36 protein-coding genes are annotated in these 23,550 nt (G+C 71.7%); 35 read left to right on the forward strand and 1 reads right to left on the reverse strand.

What is annotated here, in order from left to right; all coding sequences use genetic code 11:
• Positions 1 to 22 precede the first annotated feature (22 nt).
• The gene (locus BU197_RS02685) at positions 23 to 469 is read right to left on the reverse strand and encodes a hypothetical protein (RefSeq protein ID WP_188266530.1); all 447 of its coding nucleotides are present in this window, start codon (positions 467 to 469) and stop codon (positions 23 to 25) included.
• Between the two features lie 173 nt (positions 470 to 642).
• Here BU197_RS02685 and BU197_RS02690 point away from each other — a divergent pair, with 173 nt between their 5' ends.
• From BU197_RS02690 to BU197_RS02860, 35 genes are all read left to right on the forward strand, one after another.
• Positions 643 to 888, forward strand: coding sequence for a helix-turn-helix domain-containing protein (locus tag BU197_RS02690; RefSeq protein WP_188266531.1), 246 nt, complete (start codon positions 643 to 645; stop codon positions 886 to 888).
• 10 nt (positions 889 to 898) lie between these two features.
• Positions 899 to 1,117, forward strand: a complete 219-nt coding sequence (locus BU197_RS02695) for a hypothetical protein (RefSeq protein WP_188266532.1) — start codon at positions 899 to 901, stop codon at positions 1,115 to 1,117.
• 95 nt (positions 1,118 to 1,212) lie between these two features.
• Positions 1,213 to 1,575, forward strand: a complete 363-nt coding sequence (locus tag BU197_RS02700) for a hypothetical protein (RefSeq protein WP_223183169.1) — start codon at positions 1,213 to 1,215, stop codon at positions 1,573 to 1,575.
• Positions 1,572 to 2,060: a hypothetical protein gene (locus BU197_RS02705; RefSeq protein ID WP_188266534.1), complete on the forward strand. Its 489-nt coding sequence runs from the start codon at positions 1,572 to 1,574 to the stop codon at positions 2,058 to 2,060. Before BU197_RS02700 ends, BU197_RS02705 begins: the two co-directional genes overlap by 4 nt.
• Complete coding sequence (locus tag BU197_RS02710; RefSeq protein ID WP_188266535.1) at positions 2,060 to 2,425, forward strand: hypothetical protein; 366 nt, start codon at positions 2,060 to 2,062, stop codon at positions 2,423 to 2,425. The genes BU197_RS02705 and BU197_RS02710 overlap by 1 nt, the downstream gene beginning before the upstream one ends.
• Positions 2,422 to 2,826 (forward strand): hypothetical protein, encoded by a 405-nt coding sequence (locus tag BU197_RS02715; protein WP_188266656.1) that lies wholly within the window; start codon positions 2,422 to 2,424, stop codon positions 2,824 to 2,826. The genes BU197_RS02710 and BU197_RS02715 overlap by 4 nt, the downstream gene beginning before the upstream one ends.
• Positions 2,819 to 3,106, forward strand: coding sequence for a hypothetical protein (locus tag BU197_RS02720; RefSeq protein WP_188266536.1), 288 nt, complete (start codon positions 2,819 to 2,821; stop codon positions 3,104 to 3,106). Before BU197_RS02715 ends, BU197_RS02720 begins: the two co-directional genes overlap by 8 nt.
• 68 nt (positions 3,107 to 3,174) lie before the next feature.
• Complete coding sequence (locus BU197_RS02725) at positions 3,175 to 3,321, forward strand: hypothetical protein (RefSeq protein WP_223183168.1); 147 nt, start codon at positions 3,175 to 3,177, stop codon at positions 3,319 to 3,321.
• Entirely contained in the window at positions 3,318 to 3,758 is a 441-nt protein-coding gene (locus BU197_RS02730) for a hypothetical protein (protein WP_188266538.1), read from the forward strand. The genes BU197_RS02725 and BU197_RS02730 overlap by 4 nt, the downstream gene beginning before the upstream one ends.
• 59 nt (positions 3,759 to 3,817) lie before the next feature.
• Complete coding sequence (locus BU197_RS02735) at positions 3,818 to 4,849, forward strand: hypothetical protein (RefSeq protein ID WP_188266539.1); 1,032 nt, start codon at positions 3,818 to 3,820, stop codon at positions 4,847 to 4,849.
• Between the two features lie 28 nt (positions 4,850 to 4,877).
• Positions 4,878 to 5,186 (forward strand): hypothetical protein, encoded by a 309-nt coding sequence (locus BU197_RS02740; RefSeq protein ID WP_188266540.1) that lies wholly within the window; start codon positions 4,878 to 4,880, stop codon positions 5,184 to 5,186.
• A complete protein-coding gene (locus BU197_RS02745) occupies positions 5,183 to 5,830 on the forward strand; it encodes a helix-turn-helix transcriptional regulator (RefSeq protein WP_188266541.1) in 648 nt (215 codons plus the stop codon). Before BU197_RS02740 ends, BU197_RS02745 begins: the two co-directional genes overlap by 4 nt.
• Entirely contained in the window at positions 5,827 to 6,123 is a 297-nt protein-coding gene (locus BU197_RS02750) for a hypothetical protein (RefSeq protein ID WP_188266542.1), read from the forward strand. Before BU197_RS02745 ends, BU197_RS02750 begins: the two co-directional genes overlap by 4 nt.
• Positions 6,120 to 6,632 (forward strand): hypothetical protein, encoded by a 513-nt coding sequence (locus BU197_RS02755; protein WP_188266543.1) that lies wholly within the window; start codon positions 6,120 to 6,122, stop codon positions 6,630 to 6,632. The genes BU197_RS02750 and BU197_RS02755 overlap by 4 nt, the downstream gene beginning before the upstream one ends.
• On the forward strand, positions 6,632 to 7,207 hold the full coding sequence (locus BU197_RS02760; protein WP_188266544.1) for a hypothetical protein: 576 nt from the start codon (positions 6,632 to 6,634) through the stop codon (positions 7,205 to 7,207). Before BU197_RS02755 ends, BU197_RS02760 begins: the two co-directional genes overlap by 1 nt.
• Positions 7,192 to 7,890 (forward strand): hypothetical protein, encoded by a 699-nt coding sequence (locus tag BU197_RS31200; protein ID WP_188266545.1) that lies wholly within the window; start codon positions 7,192 to 7,194, stop codon positions 7,888 to 7,890. Before BU197_RS02760 ends, BU197_RS31200 begins: the two co-directional genes overlap by 16 nt.
• Entirely contained in the window at positions 7,887 to 8,474 is a 588-nt protein-coding gene (locus tag BU197_RS02770) for a helix-turn-helix domain-containing protein (RefSeq protein WP_188266546.1), read from the forward strand. The genes BU197_RS31200 and BU197_RS02770 overlap by 4 nt, the downstream gene beginning before the upstream one ends.
• Entirely contained in the window at positions 8,471 to 9,436 is a 966-nt protein-coding gene (locus BU197_RS02775; RefSeq protein WP_188266547.1) for a hypothetical protein, read from the forward strand. The genes BU197_RS02770 and BU197_RS02775 overlap by 4 nt, the downstream gene beginning before the upstream one ends.
• Before the next feature lie 119 nt (positions 9,437 to 9,555).
• Positions 9,556 to 9,789 carry a MerR family transcriptional regulator gene (locus tag BU197_RS02780; RefSeq protein ID WP_188266548.1) on the forward strand — a complete coding sequence of 78 codons (234 nt, stop codon included), beginning with the start codon at positions 9,556 to 9,558 and terminating at the stop codon, positions 9,787 to 9,789.
• 61 nt (positions 9,790 to 9,850) lie between these two features.
• Entirely contained in the window at positions 9,851 to 10,072 is a 222-nt protein-coding gene (locus BU197_RS02785; protein ID WP_188266549.1) for a hypothetical protein, read from the forward strand.
• A gap of 19 nt (positions 10,073 to 10,091) precedes the next feature.
• Positions 10,092 to 10,370 (forward strand): HNH endonuclease, encoded by a 279-nt coding sequence (locus BU197_RS02790; protein WP_188266550.1) that lies wholly within the window; start codon positions 10,092 to 10,094, stop codon positions 10,368 to 10,370.
• Positions 10,371 to 10,533: 163 nt separating this feature from the next.
• Complete coding sequence (locus tag BU197_RS30190; protein WP_223183167.1) at positions 10,534 to 10,818, forward strand: hypothetical protein; 285 nt, start codon at positions 10,534 to 10,536, stop codon at positions 10,816 to 10,818.
• 192 nt (positions 10,819 to 11,010) lie between these two features.
• A complete protein-coding gene (locus BU197_RS02800) occupies positions 11,011 to 11,289 on the forward strand; it encodes a hypothetical protein (protein WP_188266551.1) in 279 nt (92 codons plus the stop codon).
• Positions 11,273 to 12,760: a terminase gene (locus BU197_RS02805; RefSeq protein ID WP_317452174.1), complete on the forward strand. Its 1,488-nt coding sequence runs from the start codon at positions 11,273 to 11,275 to the stop codon at positions 12,758 to 12,760. Before BU197_RS02800 ends, BU197_RS02805 begins: the two co-directional genes overlap by 17 nt.
• Positions 12,761 to 12,770: 10 nt before the next feature.
• Positions 12,771 to 14,063, forward strand: a complete 1,293-nt coding sequence (locus BU197_RS02810; RefSeq protein WP_188266552.1) for a phage portal protein — start codon at positions 12,771 to 12,773, stop codon at positions 14,061 to 14,063.
• Positions 14,060 to 14,746: an HK97 family phage prohead protease gene (locus tag BU197_RS02815; RefSeq protein WP_188266553.1), complete on the forward strand. Its 687-nt coding sequence runs from the start codon at positions 14,060 to 14,062 to the stop codon at positions 14,744 to 14,746. Before BU197_RS02810 ends, BU197_RS02815 begins: the two co-directional genes overlap by 4 nt.
• A 91-nt stretch (positions 14,747 to 14,837) precedes the next feature.
• Positions 14,838 to 16,052 (forward strand): phage major capsid protein, encoded by a 1,215-nt coding sequence (locus tag BU197_RS02820; protein ID WP_188266554.1) that lies wholly within the window; start codon positions 14,838 to 14,840, stop codon positions 16,050 to 16,052.
• A gap of 61 nt (positions 16,053 to 16,113) precedes the next feature.
• Positions 16,114 to 16,368, forward strand: coding sequence for a hypothetical protein (locus tag BU197_RS02825; RefSeq protein ID WP_188266555.1), 255 nt, complete (start codon positions 16,114 to 16,116; stop codon positions 16,366 to 16,368).
• Positions 16,369 to 16,376: 8 nt separating this feature from the next.
• Positions 16,377 to 16,925, forward strand: a complete 549-nt coding sequence (locus tag BU197_RS02830; protein ID WP_188266556.1) for a head-tail connector protein — start codon at positions 16,377 to 16,379, stop codon at positions 16,923 to 16,925.
• Entirely contained in the window at positions 16,925 to 17,395 is a 471-nt protein-coding gene (locus tag BU197_RS02835; protein WP_188266557.1) for a hypothetical protein, read from the forward strand. Before BU197_RS02830 ends, BU197_RS02835 begins: the two co-directional genes overlap by 1 nt.
• A 28-nt stretch (positions 17,396 to 17,423) precedes the next feature.
• Positions 17,424 to 17,627 (forward strand): hypothetical protein, encoded by a 204-nt coding sequence (locus BU197_RS02840; protein ID WP_188266558.1) that lies wholly within the window; start codon positions 17,424 to 17,426, stop codon positions 17,625 to 17,627.
• A 3-nt stretch (positions 17,628 to 17,630) separates the two neighbouring features.
• Positions 17,631 to 18,617, forward strand: coding sequence for a phage tail tube protein (locus tag BU197_RS02845; protein WP_188266559.1), 987 nt, complete (start codon positions 17,631 to 17,633; stop codon positions 18,615 to 18,617).
• Between the two features lie 8 nt (positions 18,618 to 18,625).
• A complete protein-coding gene (locus BU197_RS02850; protein WP_188266560.1) occupies positions 18,626 to 19,138 on the forward strand; it encodes a hypothetical protein in 513 nt (170 codons plus the stop codon).
• Positions 19,139 to 19,146: 8 nt separating this feature from the next.
• Positions 19,147 to 19,689 carry a hypothetical protein gene (locus BU197_RS02855; RefSeq protein ID WP_188266561.1) on the forward strand — a complete coding sequence of 181 codons (543 nt, stop codon included), beginning with the start codon at positions 19,147 to 19,149 and terminating at the stop codon, positions 19,687 to 19,689.
• A gap of 73 nt (positions 19,690 to 19,762) precedes the next feature.
• On the forward strand, positions 19,763 to 23,545 hold the full coding sequence (locus BU197_RS02860) for a hypothetical protein (protein WP_188266562.1): 3,783 nt from the start codon (positions 19,763 to 19,765) through the stop codon (positions 23,543 to 23,545).
• Positions 23,546 to 23,550: the final 5 nt, after the last annotated feature.

The raw sequence follows: 23,550 nt of genomic DNA on the forward strand, positions 1-23,550 counted from the left end.
TCGTTACGGCTGGAAAGTTGCACTACCGGGGGGTTGCATCCTCCCCCCTGGGCGGGATCACTCCTCGCTGACGGAGCATCTCCACGATGCCCTTCTCAAGCTCGGCCATCTTCCCGGCCGGCATCTCCGGAGTGACGGCAATGACCACATCCTGAACCGCCCGACGGGCCTCCTCGTCGATGTTGACGACGGGCGCGAACCGGGCGCCGCCCTCGACATCGCCCGCCAGCGGGGCTTCCTCAAGCCCTTCGAGGACGGCATGGCACGCGCCAGGCGCCCAGCCGAATGCCTTCTCGACGGCGGAGTAGGTGACGTCGCGCACGGACTGCGCGTTCTCGACGCGCATGTACGTCGTGTGCGTGAGGCCAGCAGCCTTGGCAGCATCCACCTTGTGCCAGCCGAGTTCTCGGCGGCGATGGATCACTAGCTTGGCAAGCCTCAGCCTGTCGGCGTGGCTGGGGATGGTCATGCCCCCATGCTCCCAGGAACTTCTAGGTACCGCCAGGAACGGCTTTCAGCCTCTACGACTCCGTGACAGTCCCTTGAGGTCTGCTTAAGAGAACATGCGATCTCTTGCCAGCTTCTGCTAGTTAATACCCACTATTGCTAGAAGTTGCTAGCAACTTCTGTTAGGTTCTCCGCATGCAGGCACCCCGACCGATTTTCGAGATGGACGGGGCGGCCATCAGGAGGACCCGCATGTCGCAGGGCTTCCAGATCGCCGACCTCGCCCGCCGCGCAGGCATCACCCCCAGCTATCTCTCGCGGCTGGAAACCGGCGCTCGTCGAAACATGCGTCCCCCGAACTACGACGCCCTCCGCACCGCCCTTGGCCTGCCGATCAGCAGCACTCAGCTCCTCGCTTGCAGCGAGGCCGAAACCGAATGAGGTGACCCGAATGCGTGCCACCGTGACCGTGCCCGACGACTTCACCGATGTCGCCGAAACCTCCCGGCGACTCGGCATCGGCGTCCGCCGTCTCCGTGACGGCGTGAACCACCGTGGCTTTCCCGCCCACCGCATGGGCCGCCGGCTGATGTTCAGCCCCCAGGACCGAGCCCAGATCGCGGAGATGCACCGCATCCCGGCGCGGCCGAAGCGTCGCCGTATCGCCTGATCTCCCACACGAAAACAGGCCGCCCGGATTGCGCCCGGACGGCCCGTCTGATCCCCCGAAGGAGACCCATGCATCACCAGAGTACCCAGCCCGGCTTGCGCGCTGCGCAGGCTGTGCATGGCGCCCGGCGGGCCAGGGCCCGCGCCCGGTTCGTGAACGTCATGGCCCGGCAGCTCCAGGAGATCGCCCCGGGAACGGTCCGCGTCCGTACGGTGCCGATCACCATGAACGACCGGCCCCGTACGTGGGTCGCGCTGCTCGACCTGAGCGGCTGCGCCATGACCACGACCACGGCCGCCGAGTCCCGCGCGGTGTTCGGATTGCTGTGCCGCGCGTTCCCCGAGGCCGACTGGTCGTGCCCCCGGACGTACACCGCAGCCACCGGTGACCTGACCGTGGACCCGCTGACGCCTCCGTTCGGCCTCGGTATTGCCGCCAACACGGCGATCTCGTGGTGACCCCCGTCCGTCTGCCTGGCCTCCTGTCCGCCGGGCGGGTCGACGAGATACGCGCGGGCCAGTACCACTACCGCACGACGGAGCAGTTGGACCGGGACATCCGTGACCTGCTGGCCGAGCGGGACAGGTTGCTCGCCGACATCGCGGAGCGGGGGAAGGACACCGCACCGGTCGGCGAGTCCACCCCCGCGCCCTACCACGCGCCCCAGGGTGAGGTCCGGTTCGCCGTGTACGGCTCCGTGCAGCTGCTCGCCCCGGCCGTCCGCGACCTGGAACCCGACTTCTACGGGCACCGCTACCGGCAGCTCGGCGGCTGGCTCCCGGACATCTGGACCGGTGAACTCCCGCGCGGCACCGAGTGCCTGGAGTGGGCGCACGTGCCCGGACTGGTCATGCCGACCGAGATCAACGTCCAGGTGGCGACATCCCTCACGAGGGACGGCTCTCGGTACATGACCGTCGAGTGGCGCCGGGAGCGTCCCTGATGGCCACCGACCCCACGGACTTCTGTCCGAACGAGAAGTGCGGCGGCACGCGCAACGCGTGCGGCTGCCCCTCCGACCTGAACACCCAGTCACTCATGGTCTGCGTCACGTGCGGCAACCAGTGGCTGCGCCCCTACGGCAGCACCTCGACCCGCTGTCGGCGTCCCGGCTGCGGCCAGGACGCGTCCCTCGTCACCGTCCCGGCGGCGCGCCCGCCGGAGTACGGGGAGGACGGAAAGCCGCTCACCACCGTCGACGGGCCGGATGACGAGTGTCACGCCGAGTTCATCGACGGCTCCTGGACCAACTGCGGGTGCCCGGACTGCGAGCAGGCCGAGGAAGACGAGATGGAGATGTACGGATGACCGCTTCCCTTCTCTCGCCCGACACGATCGACCACGGCACGACTCGCGGGTACTCCCAGCATCGCAAGCGCGGGGTGCCGTACTGCCAGCCGTGCCGCGACGCGGTCAACGCCCAGGTGAAGGCCCGAGCGGCTGGCCGGGCGGGGGCCTCGGCGGCGCAGCAGGCCTGGAACCGCGGCGCCGTCGGCGAACCGTCGGTGCCGACGCTGGTGCCGACCGGCCGGTCCTGCGGGGCGGCGGGGTGCGGCGACCTCGCCTCGGCGCCGCAGCCCGCCGCCCGGATGCTCAAGGTCTCGTGGCCCGAGTCCCGGGAGCCCGCCCGCTGGTACTGCCCCGGGGCGTGCCAGGCCTACGGCCTGGCCCTCGCCGAAGTCCGGGCGCTCAAGGACCGCTGTGCGTGACGGCCTCGCCCTGGCCGTGATCGCGCTGCTCGTCCTGGGCGCGGCCACCGCCGCCGTCGGCGCCGTGTGCGTCGCGGCGGCGGCGGCCCGCGCCGTACGGCGACTCATCCGCCCCGGCCCCCGGCGTCGAACGCCTTCGCCGCTCCTCCCGGTGCCGCAGCGGTACGTGTGGCTCGCCTGCCACACGCCCCGGTGCGGGCACCTGGAGACGGAGCACTACCCCGCTGGTCCCGGCCGTGTCGTGTGCCACCGCTGCGGCACGGTCCGGGACCGGCCGTGACCCGGCGCCGCCGTCCCCCGGCGTGCGACCACGTCGGCAGACACGGCCTTCTCCGCGCTCGTCTCTACGTGACCGGCTGGTGCTGCGACCGGCACACCCCCGCCGCCCTCGCCGGGCGGCCCGAGGCCCCGCCCGGCCCCGGCTGGCCGCCCGGCTCCTACCTCAACCGCCGTACCCCCGCGCCCCCTTCGCCTACCGACCTGGAGCACCCGTGAGCATCCCGACGCCCGCCGACCTCGCCCGCCTCGCCCCCCGCCCGCGCCCGCTGCCGCCCTCCCCGTCCGCCCGGTCCGCCACGCCCGAGGAGCCTGCGGGCGCGGCCGACGGGCCGTTCCGTGCCCTGTGGGAGCGCGGGATCACCGGGAGCACGCTGCACCCCAACGCCAAGCTCGTCGGGTACACGGTCGCGGCCGGGGCCGACTGGGACACCGGACAGCTCGCCGACCCCCGCCCGCCCGTCCGCCGCCTGGCCGGTCGCTGCGCCCTGACCCAGGGCCAGGTCGTCACCTCCCTGAACCACCTGGAGGCGCGCGGCTGGATCAGCCGCCCCGACGCGCGAGTTCGGTGGGGCACGACCGAGATCACCCTCACGATCCCGGCCCCGATCCTGCGCCACCTCCGCAGGAAGGTCGCACGGCCTGACACGGCCTGACCGCACGGCACCGCCCCCTCATGCCCCACCACGCACCACCATCCCGAGAGGCAGCACCCGTGGACGACGAGCAGCAGACCCGGCAGACGGGCGGCAGCGTGCCGCACGCCTGGGGTAACGCGCTCGCCCGGCAGTGGGCCCCGGCTCTGCCCCGGCCGTTGGTCGGCGGGTTCTTGACGACGCTGTACGTCCTGCGGGTCCTGGCCTCCGCCGACGGCCACCTCCGGTACGCCCGCGACGGCGCGGCGGTGACGATCACCCAGATCGCCACCGCCGCCCGCAGCGACCAGCGAGACGTCCGCGACTACCTGCGGGCGGCCGTCGCCGCCGGGGTCGTCACCGTCGTCCAGGCGGCCCCCGGCCGGGCAGTCGAGTACGCCCTGCTGGTGTGCCCCGCCCCCGACTGGGAGCGGGCCGCGGGCATGGTCTGGATCGCGCAGCAGAAGAAGAAGGAAGCGCGGGCCGCGAAGGCCGCCCGCGCTGCCGCCCGTGCCGCCTCGGCAGCCGCCGAGGACACCCCCACCCCAGGGGACAGTCCCCCGACCCCACAGGAGCAGACCTCGGGGGACAGTCCCCTGGGGTCGGAGGAAGAAGGGTCGGGGGACAGTCCCCCGAGGGGGGTCGGGGGACTGTCCCCCGGGGGGGTCGGGGGACAGTCCCCCGAACACCCAGGAAGTACCCATGTACTACCCCATGAGGTGGCTGAGGTAGTACCTCAACCACAGGACGTGCGCGGGCGCGCGAGCGAGAAGAAGACGAGCGGCGACCAGGAGAACCACCGCCGCTGCGCGAGCGGCTGCGGGCAGCCGGTGATCCGGCCCGACCGGCTCGTGTGCGCCGGGTGCGAACGCCGCACCCAGCCCACCCCCCAGCAGCCCTCGGTCCCCGTTCAGGGCGCGTTCATGATCTCCGTGCCCTCCAGGGCCCCCGCCCGGCCCCCGAGCGCCCCACCGGCCCGTCAGGGCTCGTGGCCCCAGGTCGACCCGTACGCCCCACAGCGCACCTGCGGCTGCGGCCGGACCTACCACGCCGAGGGCCCCGGCCCGTGCCCCGACTGCCTCGACGCAGCCGCCCACGACCGCACCGGCTGATCACCCATCACCCACCCCGGGAGACCCGATGACGACACCTCACGGCGCCGAGCCGTGCCCGAGCTGCGGTCAGGCCGTCCGCTGGGCCTACACCGCCGCCGGACGCCGCCAGGCCATCAACCCGACCTCCGACCCCGCGGGCAACCTCGGCGCCTACACCGACGGCACCGGCCGCCTGCGCGTCCGCGTCCTCACCAGCGAGCGCCCCACCCTGGAGGGCGCCGAGTGGCGCGCGATGCCCCACGCCGCCACCTGCGCCCGCCCCCAGCCCCGGCGGCACACCCCGACCCCCCGGCGTACCGGCGTCCGCCCGGCGCCCTGGCGGTGGACCCTGTGACCGCCCCCGGCTCCCCCGACATCGAGGCCGCCGCGGTCATCGCCGCCACCGCCACCACGCTCCTCGGCGCCCGCCTCAGCCCGGCCGACGCGGAGCAGCTCGGCAACGCCGCGCTCGCCGCGCTGCGTGCCGACGGCTGGAGCGTCCAGGTCGACCTCGGCCGTGTCCGGGCCGCCCCGCTGCTGTGGTCCTGCGACCTGCCGGTCCTCGCCGGACTGGCACGCGGCCGGGCCGTCGCGGAGATCGCGGCAGCAACCCAGACCCCGACCGCCACCGTCCGCGGCCGGATCCTGCGGCTGCGGGCCAGGATCGGCGCGCCGAACGCCGCAGCCGCCGTCGCCATCGCCTACCGGCACGGGTGGATGGCCGGCCTCGCCCCCGAGCCCCGGCGGCCGATCGTCCTGTCCTCCCGGGAGCGGCAGGCCCTCGCCCTGCTCGCCGACGGCCTCGGCAACGCGGCGCTCGCCCAGGCGCTCGGCATGAGCCCGGCGCAGGCCACCGAGTGCCTGCGCCGCCTGTACACCGCTCTCAACGTCACCACCAGCACCCGTGCCCCCGTCCGCGCCCACGCCGTCGCCCTCGGCTTCCAGCACGGGCTGCTCCCCCTCCCGGCCACCCGCTCACCACAGGACCCGACCCCGTGACACAGCCCCCCGCCCCCACCGCTCCGCTGCGCCCCGGTGCCGAGACGCCCGCCAAGAACTGCACGAAGTCCCGGATCACCGGGCGGCCGTGCCCGGTCCACGACACGCCCGTGCGCCCGGCCGAGACGGACCCTGCGCCCGCTGCGCACCAACTGCCCGCCCTCGCCGTCCCCTGCCCCACCTGCGGATCGCCCGCCGGCGCCCTGTGCACCTCCCACGGTGGCACCCGGCCCCGCCGCCACGACGTTCACCAGACCCGCACCACCGCGCTCAAGGACCAGAAGACCCGATGACACCTGACCAGTTCACCGAGGCTGCCCTCCGCCGCAGCACCTACCTCGACGCTGCCCGTGAGGCCGACGAGGGCGCCAAGCTGTTCCCCGACACCATGGAGTGCGCCACCGCCATCGGCGCCCTGACGGGCCTCGCGCAGCGCCTCCGCCGCCTCGCCGACCACCACACCACCGCCGAGCAGCCCACCGGCCCGACGTGGCAGACCCGCGCCGACCACGCCACCCGCCTGTACGCCCGCGCCGAGGCTGCCCGGCTGCGCGCCGAGCGGGACGAGCTGATCCAGCAGCGCGACCGCATCGCCATCGACACGACCAGCCCCATCTCGGACGGCGGCCCGGTGTCGCTCGCGGACGCCGCCCGCCAGGCGCACCACCGCCTGGTCGCCGTCGAGCAGCTCGTCGCCGGACGCCCCGGCTACCACACCGTCACCGTCAAGGCCCTGCTCACCGCCATGGGCCGTGCCGACGCGGGCGACGGCCGCGAGAGCGAGAAGGAGAGGGGGCTCTGATGTCCCATCTGCCCATGGCCGTCCGCAAGACCCGCGCGGAGGATCGTACGGACCGCCGCGCCACCTTCCTGAGCTTGCTCGGGCGCACCGACCGGCTGACCCCCGCCGAGCGGGCGCTGCTCGTCGAGTACGGGCACGCCGAGGCTGCTGCGGCCGACGCACTGCGCTCCACCCTCGTCGGCCTGGAGCGCGCCCTGGAGGAGGAGCGGGCGCGGGTGCGGGCGGCCGAGACCGCGATCGTTGAGGCCGAGCGGGACCGGGCCCAGGCCCTCGACGACGTTGAGCGGCTCGCCCGCTACCTGGTCGGTGCCCGGCAGGCGTGCGGCGCCCCGACGTGGCCCGACGTTCCGTACACCGTTCGCCGTATGGCTGCCGACCGCGCCCGGCAGCACGCCGCGTACCGCTCCGCCCGGCAGCGCGCCGTCCGCGGGCAGGCTGCCCGTGACTTCGCCGCCGACGTCGCGGACCTGGCCGACCGCTGGATCCTCGGCGACACCGCCGACACCGCCAGCTGCGGCCCCGCCCTCCTGACCGTCCTCGACAGCTACCGGGAGCGCCTGTGGCCCTCTGCCTGATCTGCGCCTACTCCACCGAAACGGCCCGTACGGCCTGCGCCCGGTGCGAGCACCGGCTGCGCGGGTGGCTGGGCGAAATCCCCCGCCAGGTCGTGCTCCTCACCGCACTGCTGGAGCCCGGATCCCGCCCCGCCGAGGGGCGCGGCGGGGCCGGCCGCGCGTACTCGCCGCTCCCCGCGCGCGGGGACATCGTGTCCCTGCTCGGCCCGGCCGCGCCCGGCCCCGTGCGGGACGCCGCATCGGCCCCCGACCAGACCGGTGCCACGCCCATCCACGCCGTCCTGCACGCCTGGGCCGACCAGCTCGCCGACGACCTCGGCCACGACCTTCCGCCCATCAACTCCCGCGCCCCGTACGCCGACTACCTCACCCGGCACCTCGACCACGTCGTCCGCGCGCCGTGGGTCGCGCTCATGAACGCCGAGCTGTACGACCTCGTACGGTGCGCGCGGGCGATCACGCACACCGAACCCCGCCGCCGCCCGATGACCGCACCCTGCCCCTCGTGCAACGCCTTCGGACTCGGCCTGACGGACTGGGCCGCCTACGTCGACTGCGAGGTCTGCGGACTGCTCCTCACCCCCGCCGAGTACGACGCGCACCACACCACCGTCATGCCCGGTCTCGCCCGAACCGCCCTCGGCCTCCTGGTCGCCGAGCACCTCCCCCGGAAGGCATCGTGACCACCGCCACCACCATCGCGGCCCGTCGCGCCCGCGTCGCCAAGTACCTTGACGATGGCGTCTCCCAGCGCGACATCGCCCGCGCCCTCGGCGTCACCAAGGACACGGTCCACCGCGACGCGAAGGCCTTGGCGCGCGCCGCCTCCCAGGACAGCCCCTCGCCGCGCCCCTCGTCGGCACCGCCGCGACGGCCCGCGCGGCACCGGCCGCGACACCGTCTCCGGCGTCCGCGACACGACCGCGCGATACCGGCTCCGGCTTCTCCGACGCCGGACCCGAACCCCGCGACGGTGTCGCGCGACACCGTCGCGACGCCGTCCGTGCCCTGCGTCGCCATGCCCCTCACCCCGGACCTCCTGGCCGACCTCGGCACCCTCACCCAGACCGGAGCCACCCCTACGGCCGCCCTGCGCCACGCCGTTGCCACCGTGGCTGCCACCTACCGCCAAGCGTGGAGCGCTGGCCTTTACCCGCCCACCGCTACCCCAGTGGTCGCCCGGCTCCAATTCGCTCCGTACAAGCCGACCAACCCCGAGACAGCCCCGGCGCACATCGTGGATCCTGCAACCAGGAGGCCTCTGTGACAACCGATCCCATACTCCCCCTGCCAGTGAGTACATCCCCCGAGTACTACCTACGGCTTGCCCGGCAAGGCACATCTGGCCGAGCCCTGCTCCTCACGGAGCGGTACTGCTCCCGCACCAGGGGGCTGGAGTTGTACCTGAGCCTGCTGTACGGCGCGGTCATCCTCGACGAACCGCAGCTCGAACCGACGCCGCAACATCTCTCGTCGAGCTTGGCCTCAGGAGACCAACGCACTCTCGACTACGTCGACATGCTCTACCAGCCGCTCGACCAGGCCGCTCTCGCCCTTGCCTCCCTCGATACCTTCACTCACAACGAACGGCTGACCGAATACGCTGAGCGTGTTGGTGCCGACCGCCGTCTCTCCACGACGCCGCTGCACCAAGAGGCACCCACCCGAGTACACGAGGCCCTTGCCGAACGGCGTGGACTGACTGGCTACATGGAAGCCGTTGGGTTCCCCACGGCGGGTGTCATCGACCTCCTCACCCAGGTACAGCACCACGCCAATTCGCTCCGCGAGATCTTCGTGGTCGACCACTCGGCAATCTGGCGAGGACCCGACGGCACGCACTACGTCATCGGTGACTTCACCTACATGGAACGCCGGTACTGGCTTCACGTCGCAGCCCAAGATCCAGACACCCGGCAGTGGGCCAAGGTCGATCCCGCGCCCCCTCCCCTCGGCGTATCCGAGTGGGACCTGCACCGACAGTACGTTGCAGTCCCCAGGGCACCGCTCGCGGATCCCCGGATCACCCGGCTCGGCACTCTGATCAAGGCCGTCCTCGCCGACTACGAGAACGAAGTCGGCCGCCCAGCCCCAAGCACCGAGAACGTCCTTGATGCGCTCACCGCTGTTGAGGCGATCCCCGACGAGGCCCGTCGGCAGCGGCACGGCGCCGCAAGCTCAGCCTCCAGGATGGGGTACATCAGCGGCCGTCATCGAGGCGGTCGATGACCAACCAACTGGACATGATCGCCGCGTAGCGTCACACTAGCGCCAGCGGCACACCTGTGCCCGAAGACCACCACGGCCTCCGCCAGCGCGGGGGCCGTCGTCGTGCCCCGGGGGTGTCCGTGTCCACGCTCTACACCACCGGCCAGGCCGCCGCCGTCGCGACCACATGGCGGCAGCGGCTCGCCCCGGCCGCCACGGTCACCCCAGCGGCCATCCGGCAGTGGGCCCGCCGAGGGCACCTCTCCCCCGCCGGCCTCGACGACCGGCACCGCCCGCTCTACTCCTCCGCCGCCCTCGCCCACGCCGAGGCCGCCACCCGCGAGCGCGCCCTGCTCACCGCCTCTCGCCCGTAGGCTTGGTTACAACCCGGTCACTCCTGCCGACGGCGCCTCACCCGCCCGGCAGACTGACCCGATGCGCAGACACGTCACCATCCCCCTCGTCGCTGGTCTCCTCTTCGCCCTGACCTCCTGCGGGTCCTACAGCGCCGAGGACTGCCGGAAGGCGCTGGCCAGCGGCCCCATCACGAGCAGCCGCCCGAAGGAGTGCCAGGACATCGACGAAGAGGACTACAAGGCCCTCCTCGCGGACCGGGCGATCCAAGAGGGCCTCAGCAAGATGACCGACGGGAACTGACCGACGGGAGGTGGCGCCCATGCCCGGCAACCCGCGCAACGGACGCCCCTACCGCCGCCTCGTCGCCGCGCTGAAGGCCCGGGGCCTGCCCTGCTGGATCTGCGGCCACGCCATCAACCCGCGGCTCGACGCCTGGCACCGGCTCAGCTTCACCCTCGACCACATCCAGCCGCTCAGCCTCGGCGGCGACCTCCTCGACCCCGCCAACGCCCGCCCCGCGCACCGCGCCTGCAACTCCGGGCGCGGCAACCGAACCAGACCGCCACGCTCGCAGCAGCGCACCTCGAAGAGGTGGTGACACCCTGCTGTACGTCGTCACCGGCCCCCCGGCCGCAGGCAAGTCCAGCTGGATCCAGGCGCACGCTACGGCCCGTGACATCGTCATCGACCTGGATCTGATCGCGGTCTCGCTCACCGGGCCCGGCGCCCCGCAGTGGAACCACGATCCGATCGTGCAGCGGGTGGCCCAGCGTGCACGGTTCGCCGCCATCGAGGAGGCGACGCAGCACCTGGGCAAGGTGGACGTCTACCTGATCCACACGATGCCCAGCGCGAAGGCCCTCGCGAAGTACAAGCGGCTGGACGCCCAGATCGTCGCCGTCGACCCCGGCCGGGACGTCGTGATGGCCCGGATCGAGGCCATGCGGTCACCGGAGATGAAGCGGGTGGCGAGCCGCTGGTACAGCCAGCGCACCCTGCCGGGTGCGTCACGCAGTGCGATGCCACAGTCCACCGGCCGGTGGTGACCCCGCCAGACCGCACAGGCGGCAGGGGGCCTGGTCCGTTCTTTGAGAGGGGCACCGGGCGACCCAAAAGCCCTTGTCGCCCGGTTTTTTACACGGGGCCTGTACCTCGCTAATCACCCGGAATCTGATTCGACCGAATTAGCAGACGTCACCCTGCGTGATGTAACGCTGTGTGACAGACTGGGGGTGATCATGTCCACGAACGTGGAGGCGACCCAGGCCGAGATCGACCGGCTGGGCGTCGGCGTCCTCGCCCCCGGCCTTGCCCAGCTCGCTCTGTCGCTCGCCGCCTCGGTCGACACCCCGGGCAATGTGACCGCGCAGGCGAACGCCGCACGCGAGCTACGCACCGCGCTGGAGACCCTGCGGAAGCTGGCCCCGCCCGCGAAGGAGATGGACGCGGTCGACGAGCTGGCCGCGAAGAAGGCACAGAGGCGGGAGGACGGCCTTGTCCGTGCTCGCCGAGCCTGACCAGCGGGGCGCCCAGGCGCCCCGGTTGTTCACCGCCCCGCCGGTCTTCGAGTCCTCGGCTGCCCAGGAGGCTGTCGAGCTGGCCGCGATGGCGGGCCTGGAGCTTTTCCCCTGGCAGCAGCACGTCCTCGATGTCGGCATGCGGGAGCGAAGGGACGGCAAGTGGTCGGCCTTCGAGTGCTGCGTGAACGTGCCCCGACAGAACGGGAAGGGCGGGATCATCGAAGCTCGGCAGCTCGCGGGGCTGTTCCTGCTGGGCGAGCGCCTGATCATCCACTCCGCACATGAGTTCAAGACGTCCCGGGTGGCGTTCCAGCGGATCCAGTCCCTCATCCTCGGCACCCCTGACCTGCGGAAGCGTGTCAAGCGGATGCTGAACAACACCACCGAGACGTCGATCACGCTGACGACCGGGCAGTCCTTGCAGTTCATCGCCCGCTCCGGCGGCTCGGGCCGGGGTTGGACCGGGGATTGCAACATCCTCGACGAGGCGATGGCCCTGGGCGACGAGGCCATGGGCGCGCTGATGCCGACCATGTCCGCGATCGAGAACCCCCAGCTCTGGTACTTGGGGAGCGCTGGGATCGGGGCACCGTCCGTGCAGCTGGCCCGCCTTCGGCGCCGCGCGCTGGCCGCCCTGGAGGCGGGTGCGCCGGATCCGTCGCTGGCGTACTTCGAGTGGTCGGTGGACCCACACGTGGACGAGTGCCGCACCGACTGCACGGCGCACGACGGCTCCGACGACCCTGCGGCCTGGGCACGGTCAAACCCCTCGCTCGGATACCTGATCTCCCACGAGTTCGTCCGCAACGAGCGGGCCTCCCTCGGAACCTCCGGGATTTTCGAGCGTGAGCGGCTCGGCGTGGGCAGTTACCCGAGCGACGAGGCCGACACCTGGCAGGTCATCGGTGAGGACGCCTGGCGGGCCCTGGCGGAAGCCAAGCCCCCTGCCCAACGGGGTGACACGGTGGCCTTCGCGATCGACGCCACCCCGGAACGGTCGCACGCGGCCATCGCGACGGCGACGCCGTGGCGGGGCGGCACGCACATCGAGGTGCCCGAGCACCGGCCCGGCCTGGGCTGGGTGGTGGACCGGGCAGCGGAGATGCACGCTCGGTGGAAGCCGCGGTGCTGGGTGATCGACGGCGGTGGTCCGGCCGGGTCCCTTATCCCCGCCATCGAGGAGCGGCTGGGCATCACCGTGGTCCAGCCGAAGGCCCGACAGATCGCGCAGGGGTGCGGCCAGTTCTACGACTCGGTCGCCGACCAGTCCCTGTCCCACCTCGACGAGCCGTCGATGGCGGTGGCCCTCGCGGGCGCCCAGACGAGGCCGCTGGGCGACGCCTGGGCCTGGGCCCGGCGCAGCGTCGGCGTCGACATCAGCCCGCTGGTCGCGGCCACGCTCGCCCGCTGGGGGCTGACGGCCGAGGTCGAAGAGACGCCCAAAGACATTCTGAGCAACGTGTGGTGAGGGGGTCGGCATGAGCTGGTGGTGGCCCTTCCGCCGCAGGCAGCAGCGCGCGATCACGTACCAGGACGTGTGGGGGTCGGGCGGCGACCCGGCCGTCCTGCGGGGCGGCTCGCAGGAGCGGGCCCTGCGCCTGGCTCCGGTGTACGCCGCGACGCGGTTGCTGGCGGACTCGGTGGCGTCGCTGCCGATGAAGAGCTTCGTGGTCGCGGGAGACGAGCGTCGGCCGACCCCGCTGCCCGAGTTGTTCCGGCGCCCGGCGGCGGTCGGCACGCGCTACGACTGGCTGCACCGCGCGGTCACGTCCTTGACCCTGCGGGGTAACGCGTACGGCCTGGTCGTCGCGACGGACAGTGCGGGGTGGCCTTCGCAGATTGAGTGGCTGCACCCCGATGACGTGTCGATCGCGGACAACTTCGCGGCCGTCCCGGTCTGGTACTACAAGGGCCGGCGCCTGGAGGACGGGCAGATGTTCCACATTCCCGCCTACACCCTGCCCGGCCAGATCCTCGGTCTGTCGCCGATCGGCTACCTGATGGTCACGACGGAGACGGGCCTGCTCGCCCAGCAGTTCGGCCGAGACTGGTTCGCCAACGGCTCGACCCCGGCCGCCGTCCTGGAGACCGACCAAGAGGTCTCGAAGGAGGCCGCCACGATCCTGAAGGCCCGGTTCAAGGAGGCCGCCGCCGAGCGGGACGTGGTCGCTCTGGGGGGCGGCGTGAAGTACCGGCCCATCAGTGTGCCTGCCGAGGAATCGCAGTTCCTGGAGACCATCAAGGCCACCGCGAACCAGATCGCGGCCTGGTACGGCGTGCCGCCCGAGAAGGTCGGCGGCGAGACCGGCGGCAGCTTGACGTACAACACCGTCGAGCAGAACAGCATCGATCTCGCCACCTGGACCTTCCGGCCGTGGCTGGCCCGCCTGGAGCAGGCGTTCTCCCTGCTCCGGCCGCCGGTTGAGGAAGTCACGTTCAACGCCGACGCGATGATCCGTACCGATCTGAAGTCCCGGTACGAGGCTCACGGGATGGCGCTCGACCAGGGCTGGCGCAACCGCGACGAAGTCCGAGGCATCGAGAACGAGGCGCCGCTGCCGAACGGTCTCGGCCAGACGTATCTGCCCCTGTCCTCGGCGCTGTCCGTCAGCCTCGATCCGGAGCAGGCCAACGCCCGCAACATCGTCGAGATGATCCAGAAGGTCGGGACTGGCGTGGGCGTCATGCTCACCGCCGACGAGGCCCGCGCGATCCTCAACCAGGCCGGAGCCCGTCTCGTCGGCCACTACCAGCCCCCGGAGGAATCATGACCGAGACCGAGCAGGAGCGCCGGTTCACCCGCGGCCTCGTCGAAGTCCGGGCCGCCGGGACCAGTCGGACGATCGGCGGGTACGCCGCGAAGTTCAACACGTTGTCGCGGAACCTCGGCGGCTTCGTCGAGCGCATCGACCCCGGCTTCTTCGCGAAGTCGGAGGGCGACGGGTGGCCGGAGGCCCTGGCCCGCTACAACCACGACGACAACCGCCTCCTCGGCACGAGCGAGGCGCAGACTCTGCGGCTGGTCACGGACGGCACCGGCCTGGACTACAGCGTGGACGTGCCCGCCTCCCGAGAGGATGTCTACGAACTCGTCCAGCGCGGCGACGTACGGCGCAGCTCGTTCGCGTTCTACACCTTCACCGACGACTGGGGCATGACCGACCAGGGCTTTCCCGTGCGGACGCTGCTGGCCGGCGCCCTGGTCGACGTGGCCCCCGTGAACACCCCCGCGTACCTGGATACCTCGACCGGGCTCCGGTCGCTCGCCGCGAAGGCGGGCGCCGAGCTGGCCGAGGTCCGAACCGCAGCCGACGAGAACGCGCTGCGCCGCTTCCTGGAGAAGCCGCAGACCGTCATCGACCTGGCACCGGCCAGAAGCGGACAGGGCGACCCCCACCCCCTTCTGGCCATTCGGCAGCGGCGCGCCGAGCTGATGAAGCGCCGCACCTTCTGAGGCAGGGCGAAACCCACCTCGACCACCACCCACCCCGACACCCCCGGCCACCGGCCGTACGGGGTGCCGTCGTCTTGCCCAGGAGGGCACCGTGAGCGAACTGATCAAGCGGCTGCAAGAGCGCCGCGTCAACGTGTGGGAGCGGGCCAAGGGGCTGCTCGACACCGCCGAGGAGCGCGGCGGGACTTGGGAGGGCGAGGAGGAGCAGACATACCAGCGCCTCAACGCCGACCTCGACGCGATCGACCAGCGTGTCCGGGACATGGTCGATGCCGAGCAGCGCGCGAAGGACGCCGAGGCGGCGTTCGCCGGGCTTCTGGCCAGGCCCCAGTCCGCCCCGGCCCCGGACAAGAAGGACTCCGCGCTGCGGCGCTGGGCGCGTGGGGAAACGCGCAGCCTCGACATCGCCGTCCCGGACGGCATCAGCTTCCGCGACCTGGCCAAGAGCACGGCGACCGCAGGCGGCAACACTGTCTTCACCACGTTCTACGGCCAGCTCATGGCCCACCTCATCGAGGTCTCGGGCGTGATGATGGCCGAGCCGACCGTCCTCACGACCGCCTCCGGTGAGACCATCGAGATCCCGGTCACCACCGCCCACTCCACGGCGGCGCTCACCGCCGAGGCCGCCGCCATCGCCGAGTCCGACCCGGCGTTCGGCAAGCGAAGCCTGGGGGCCTACAAGTACAGCGTCCTGCTCCAGGCGTCCGCCGAGCTGCTGGCCGACACCGGCGTGGACCTGGAGGGCTACCTCGCCATGCAGGCCGGGCGTGCGCTGGGCAACGCCCTGGGCGTCCACCTCGTCACGGGCGACGGTTCGGCCAAGCCCACCGGCCTGCTCACGTCCGCGACCACCGGCAAGACCGGTGCGACCGGCGCTACCGGCGCGTTCACGGCGGACGACCTGATCGACCTGTACTACAGCGTCATCGCGCCGTACCGGAACTCGGCCTCCTGCGGCTGGCTGATGCGCGACGCCACCCTGGGCGCCGCCCGGAAGCTCAAGGATCAGCAGGGCCAGTACCTGTGGCAGCCCTCGATTCAGGTCGGAGTCCCGGACCTGCTGCTCGGCAAGCCGGTCCACACCGATCCGAACATGCCTGGCGTCGCGGCCTCGTCGAAGTCCGTCGCCTTCGGCGACTTCGCCCAGTACTTCGTCCGCATGGCGGGCGGTCTGCGATTTGAGCGCTCCGACGACTACGCCTTCAACAGCGACCTGGTCACCTACCGAGCGATCATCCGCGCTGACGGTCTGACCGTCGACCAGACCGGCGCCATCAAGGTGTTCGCCGGCGCCGCCACCTGATCCCACATCCCAGCGGGGCGGCGCCCGTACGGCGCCGCCCCCCCTCTGAACGGAGACGACCATGCGTGTACGCATGACCGCGACCCTGTCCGGTACCCGCGACGGCAAGCCCTGGCCCGACCGCGGCAAGACGGCTGAACTGCCCGACGCCGAGGCGCTGCACCTCATCCGGGCGGGCCTGGCCCTTGAGGCCACCGACGGCGACGAGGCCGAGGGCACCCCGCCGGAGGAGACAGCCGCCTCCCGCGAAATAGCGGAAAAGGCCGTACCCGGCGGACGGCGGCGCGGTTCCATGACGAAGTCCGGCAGCGAGTAGGGGGCCCGATGCCCCTCGTGACCCTGGCCGAGGCCAAGGCCCAGCTCGACATCGACAGCAGCGCCGACGACGCTGAACTACAGCGGTACATCGACGCCTTGACGGCGCCCATCGAGCGGTACGTGGGCCCGGTCGAGAACCGCGACGTCGCCGAGGTGGCCGAGGGCCGGTCCACCACCCTGTGCCTGAGCCACGTGCCCGCCGTGTCGCTCACGTCGATCCTGCCCGTGCTCACTGGCGGACAGGCCATCGACCCCGACAGCGTCCACCTCGACGGCGCCACGGGCATCGTCCGGCGCCGGGACGGCGGCCTGCTGCGGGGGCTGTGGACCGTCACCTACACCGCCGGGCGCGGCCAGGTACCCGACACCATCAAGCTCGCCGCCCTGATGCTGCTGCAACACCTGTGGCGCACCCAGTACGGTGCCGCGCGCGGCACCGTCGGCGGGGGCGACGACTACGACGTCCACGAGCCCATCCCGGGCTTCGGCTACGCGATCCCCAACCGGGTCCTGGAGCTGCTCCAGCCCTACCGGGTCCCCCCGGCGGTGAGCTGATGACGACCACCTCCCGCGTCCCGGCCGCCGTCAACGCCTTCCTGGACATCTTGCGGGGCTCCCCCACACTGTCGAATGTGCGGGTCGTCGACGGGCCCCCGGCGGTCAACCTGAGCGATCGCCGCATCCTCTACGTCGGATGGCAGCCGGACACCCAGATGGCCGTAACCCTGGAGCAGGACTTCAACGCGGCCGGGGCCCGGAGCCGGGACGAGACGTTCGTCATCGCCGGGTACATCGAGGCCCGCGGCGGCGAGAAGACCATGTCCGTCCGCCGGGCCGAGGCCTTCGACATCCTCTCCGCCGTCGAGACCGCGCTGCGGGCCACCGACGCCGCTCCCACGGCCCCGACCTTGAACGGCACCGTGCTGTGGGCACACCTGACCGCCGGTGACCTGTCCCAGCAGCAGACCAGCAGCGGCGCCCTGGCCGGGCTGAACTTCGCCCTGAGCTGCCACGCCCGCATCTGAACACCCCACCCCACCTGAGGAGTACGCGATGGCGCGAGCGCGCTTCATCGGCCCGGAGCCGGTCACCGTGCCGGAACTCGGCGACCGCCTGGTCCACCCCGACGAGGTCATCACCGTCCCTGACCACCGATACGAGGGCTACGTCTGCCAGACCATCACCTGGTCGCCGGTCGAAGAGCCTGGTGCCCCGAAGAAGACCGCCGCCAAGACCGCCATGCCGAAGGAGAACTGAGCCATGGCCATCGGATCGGGCCTCGGAGCCCAGCTCGGCATCGCCGCCGAGACGACCTACGGCACCTACACCGTGCCGAGCGTCTTCCCTGAGTTCACCAAGCAGTCCCTCGCCCTGAAGAAGACCACCGCGACCAGCTCAGGCATCGCGGCGGGGCGCCTGATGGCGCTGGCCTCCCGGCGCGTGGTCACCCAGCGGGAGGTATCCGGCTCGGTCGACCTGGAGGTGTCCACCCGGGGCATGGGGCTGCTGCTCCAGGCCCTGATGGGCTCGACGGCGGCCCCGGTCCAGCAGGGCGCGGGCCCGGCCTACCTCCAGACCCACACCCTGGCCGACACCCTCGGCCGGAGTCTCACCATCCAGGCCGGGATCCCGCTCACCACCGGCATCGTGACCGCCAAGACCTTCCTGGGCTGCAAGGTGACCAGCGCCGAGTTTTCTTGCGAGGCCGGCGGCATGCTCACGGCCAGCGTCGAGTTCGACGGCCGGGACTGCGACGAGACCAAGACCCTCGCGGTCGCCAGCTACACGCCCTCGGCGCCGTTCACCTTCATGGGGATGGCGCTCAAGACAGGTGCGTACGGCGCCGAGGCCCCGCTCGACGGCGTCCGCAAGGTCAGCGTGAAGATCGAGAGGGCACAGGCAACGGACCGGTTCTATGCCAACGGCTCGGCGCTGAAGGCGGAGCCGGTGTCCAGCGATCTGGTCAAGGTCAGCGGGTCGCTGGAGATGGACTATGTGGCGACCACGGTCGACGACCTCCACACCAGCGACGGCACGACCAGCCTGGTCTGGGAGTTCACCGGGGCGAACATCGCCCCGACCTACTCGGAGACGTTTCGGGTCCGGCTTCCCGCGATCAAGGTGGACGACGCGCCGCCGACCGTGGACGGCCCCGCCATCGTGCGCCCCACGTTCAACTTCACCGCGCTCTACGACGGCGTCAACAAGGTCGCCATCGACTACATGAGCGCGGACACGACGCTGTAGGAGGGCTCGTGGCCGTCTCCTCTGTCCAGATCACCGGGACCGGCCAGCTCATCGAGCTGTCCCGCCGCCTGCGCGCGGCCGGCGGCCCCCGCCTCCAGCAGAACCTCGCCCGCCGCGTCCGCCGGGCGGCGGAGCCGCTGCACCGCGACATGCGGCAGACGATCCGGGACCTGCCGATCACCTCCCAGGCGCGCAGGGCCGGGTCCCGGGGCGGGCCCTCGCCGACGTCCCGGCCGCTGCGGGCGACGCTCGCGGACGCGGTACGGATCTCCGTCCGCACCACCGCCAACCCCGGCGCACGGGTCTGGGTGGACCGGGCCGCGCTCCCCGCCGACCTGCGCGGCATGGCTGCCGCCCTGAACGAGGGCCGGATCCGGCACCCCGTGTTCGGCAACCGTCGCCGCTGGGTGCAGCAGAACACGACCCCCCTGTGGTGGGACCGCACGGTCCGCGCCCACACCCCCCGCATGCGGGCCGAGGTCGAGCGGGTGCTCGCCGACGTCCGCCACGACCTCACCTAGGAGCCCCTGTGATCATCGTGCATACCCCGGCCGACGGCACCGTCGAGCGCTACGACGTCCGGAGCGTCCGTACCTCGGAGGCCTCGATCATCACCAGGTTGGTGGCCGCCGACCTGTCCTGGCCGCAGATCAAGGCGCGGGCCGCCGACAGCGATCCCGAGGCGATGAGGGCCATCGCGTTCGTCATCAGGAAGCGGAGTCAGCCGTCGCTGCGCCTCGACGACTTCGACCCGGTCGCCGACGAGCTGGAGTCCCTGATGGACCACCAGGAGATCGACACGTGGGCCGAGATCGCGGCCGGGCAGCTCGCCGCGTTCGACGGGCCGGTCGAGGCCGCCCGGCCCGCGCTCGCGCAGATCCTCGACCAGGCCGCCGACACCGACTACGCCCAGGCCGTGATCGACCGGCTCCTGGCGGGAAAATTCCCCGCCGCCCCCGACGAGAGCCCGACCGACAGCCCGACGCCCGGACCATCGCTCAGCTCCGCGCCGAGTACCTCGGCCTCTTCGCCCACCTCCTCCACATCGACGGGCCCCGACTCGACGGACTGAGCGTCGACGACTTCGAGGCGTACGTCGCCTGGATCGACCAGCACCTTGCACAGCAGAACGGAGGCGGTGAGTGATGTCCGAGCGCCTCACGTTCACGCTGGAGGGGAGGGACCGGCTCTCTGGCGTCCTCGGCCATGCTGGAGCCTCGGCCGAGCGGCTGCGCCGCCAGATGGAGGACGCCTCCGACGGCTCGGGCCGCGCGATGCTCACCCTCACCCAGGACGCGCAGGGCCGCCTGCACGACCTGGAGGGGCGGTTCGTGTCCGCCGCCGACGCCGCTGCCCTCTTCGGGCACCGGACCACCGAGGCCGAACGGCCGGTCGCCGACTGGGGCCGGGTCGCGACCGAGGCCGGCCGCGCAGGCCGGGAACTGGCGACGTCGCTCCTGACACTGACGCCCGCCGTGATTCCGATGGCGGCGACCCTCGCCCCCATCGCGGCATCGACCACCGCCGCCGCCGGCGGTCTCGCGGTCTTCGCTCTGGCCGCCGGGCGCCAGGTCGCCGCCATGACCCAGGCTGCCGAGGCGGAGACGAAGTACACCGACGCGGTCGAGGAGAACGGGGCCGCTTCGCAGGCGGCCCTCACGGCGCAGATCGCCTACGCCAGGCAGATGGCGAAGCTGCCCCCGGCAACCCGCCAGGCCGCCGCCGCACTGTCCGTCTTCAAGGACACGTACGCCGATTGGTCCGACGCGGTCGCCCAGGACACCACCGCCCCGCTGATCAAGGGCATGGGCGTCCTCGGGGCGATCTTCCCCAAGCTGACCCCGATGGTGAAGGGCTCCGGCGACCAGCTGGACCGCGTCCTCACCCTCGCGGGCGGCGGTGTCGCCAGCCCTGGGTTCGACGCCTTCATGGGCAAGATGGACCGCTGGTCCACCGGGGCGCTCACCAGCGCCACCGACAAACTGGTCCACCTGCTGCGGGTCGCCAACGACGGCGATGTCGGCAGCGGCATCGGCGACTTCATGGACTGGGCCCGTGAGCAGGGGCCCGCCACCGCCGCAGTCCTTCAGGACCTCGGCCGTGCCCTGGTCCACGTCCTGGAGTCCGGCGCCGACGTCGGTGTCGGCATGCTCGACGTAGTCTCTGCTCTCAGCCACCTCGTGGGCTCGGTGCCCTCCGAGGCGATCACGCTGATGCTCCAGCTCGCCATCTCCATCAAGGCCACGTCCCTGGCCATGGCTGGACTGGGCACTGCGCGCGCCGTCGTCGCGGCGTTCACCGCGCAGGTGGCCACGATGGGCGCGACGAGCAGCACCGCGTCGGGCCGCTTGGCGGCGCTCACCGCCGGCTTCGGCGCGATGAGCCGCGGGGCGAAGGCCGCGCTCATCGGGTCCGGCATCGGGCTGCTGGTGATCGCTCTGTCCGAGCTGTCCGCCGGATCGGCGAAGGCGCCCCCGGACGTCGACAAGCTGACGTCCTCCCTCAAGGAGTTGGGCTCCACCGGCAGGGTCACTGGAGAGGCCGCCGCCGCGTTCGGCAACGACCTGGCGGGCCTGTACGACAAGGTCCGCTCCCTCACCGACCCCTCGACCGCAGACGCCGTTCAGCAGTTCATCGTCACACTCGGCGGCCTGGGCACCTGGGATTCCACCCCGGTGAAGCAGGCCAAGGAGAACATCGAGGCCGTCGACCAGGCCCTGACGAACCTTGTCCGCAACGGGCAGACCGACCTCGCGGCGGCAGCCGCACAGCGGCTCGGCGAGGAGTACGCCAAGTCCGGTCGCGGCGCCGAGGAGTTCACGGGCCAGCTCGATGGGTATCAGTCCGCGCTGGCCGACTTGCGGTTCGAGCAGCAGTTGGCCGGGCAGGCTATGGGGCTCTTCGGACAGCAGGCCGTTGCCACGAAGGCGAAGCTCGACGCGCAGAAGCTGTCGGCAGACGGGCTCCGCCAGTCGCTCCAGGCCCTGAACGACGTGAACCGCGCGGGCCTCGGCGGGATGGTCGCGTTCGAGGCGGCGTTGGACGCGACGACCGACGCGGCGAAGAAGAACGCGGGCGCCTGGGGGACGAACGCGAACACGTACGACCTGACGTCCGAGAAGGGCCGGACGGCTGCGACCGCGCTGTCCGACCTCGCGGCGAAGACCGACGCGGCGACGGCGGCCGCGAGGGAGTCCGGGGCGTCATGGTCCACGGTCAACGGGATTTACGACCGGGGCCGGACGGCGCTGATCGCGGCGGCGCAGCAGATGGGTCTCTCCGAGGCTGCGGCCCGAAGGCTTGCCGACCAGATCCTTCGGACACCGGACAAGACCGCCCGGCTCAAGGGCAACATGGAGGATCTCCAGGCCAAGCTCACCGCTGCGCGAGCCCAGTTGGGTAAGGTCCCGGACTCCCGCAAGGCCCAGGTGCGAGCGAGCATCACGCAGCTGGAAGCGCAGCTGGCGGCGGCCCGGCAGAAGCTCGACGCTCTCAACGGCAAGACCGCCACAACCTATGTGAAAACGGTTTTCTCCTCGGACCGCGTCGTCTCCCCGAGCGGCTCGGGCCCGGGTGGCTTCCCGAAGTACGCGAGCGGCACCGACTCGGCCGCATCCGGGTGGGCGCTCGTGGGCGAGGAAGGCCCCGAGCTGGTCCGGATGCGGGGCGGCGAGCAGGTCTTCGACCATCGCACGTCGCTCCGGATGGCCGCCGCGATGGCCGACTATCCGACGATCAGCCTCGGCCAGGACGCGGGCGCCGGCCTCGCGGCGGGGCTGCTCCGGTCCGTGTCCTCCGTGGATGTAGCGGCCCGGCGGATGGCTGCGGGCGTGGAGACCGGCGTCCGCGCCGAGCTGGAGATCGCGTCGCCTTCGAAGAAGATGACAGCCTTGATGAAGGACGTCCGCGACGGGATCGTGGTCGGCCTGACCGGGTCGAAGGCGAAGATCAAGGCCACCGCGATGGACCTCGTGGCGGATATCTGGAAAGCGTGGGAGGGCAAGAAGACCAACGTCGACAACGCCCTGGTCAAGATGGTCAACCGCGAACACGCCAAGCTCCAGAAGCTCGCGTCGACCCGGGACGCGGTGAAGGCCCGGCTGGGGAACGCGCAGGCGCTCCTCAAGAGCCGGATCGAGGAGCGGGACCGGTACGCGGCAGACATCCGGACCCAGGCGCGGTCGGCGTCGGGCCTGTCGAGCCTGGGTCTGGAGCCGAAGCAGGTCACGACCAAGGCGATCAAGCAGGGCCTCGCGCAGAAGCTCTCCAAGCTGCGGCAGTTCACCCGGTGGATCGGTGTGCTGGCGAAGCGGGGGATCAACAAGAACCTGCTGCGCGAGGTCCTCGCAATGGGCCCCGAGGACGGCTACGCCTACGCGAGCGCACTCGCCGGCATGTCCAACGCCGACCTGCGCGCGGTCAACTCCTTGCAGTCCCAGATCGACAAGGAGTCCGACACCCTCGGCAAGAGGGCGGCGAGCACGCTGTACGACGCCGGAGTGAACTCCGCGAAGGGGCTCGTAGCAGGGCTCCAGTCCCAGGAGAAGGCGATCGAGCAGCAGATGGTGAAGATCGCCAAGGCCATGGAGAAGGCCATCAAGACGGCCCTCGGCATCCGGAGCCCGTCGAGGGTGGCGTGGGGCATCACCACCAACTTCGTCCGCTCCCTGGGCGGAGGCGCACTCGCCGGAATCCCCTACCTCGACGGAGTCATGGGGAAGGTTGCCGGGCGCATGGCCGGGATCAACCCCATGCCTGGCCGTCCGGCTGCCGGGCTCGCCGCGAACGGGACCGGTGCCGGGGGCGGCATGACGGTGAACGTCACCGTGCAGGGCGCGATCGACCCGATGTCGACCGCGCGGCAAATCCAGAAGGTGCTGCTGGAGCTGAAGCGGACCGGCGGCGGCGTGACCTTGGGGGTGGCATGACAACG

Origin of the sequence: Streptomyces sp. CBMA291 (assembly GCF_014596525.1) — a bacterium.
GTDB lineage: Bacteria > Actinomycetota > Actinomycetes > Streptomycetales > Streptomycetaceae > Streptomyces.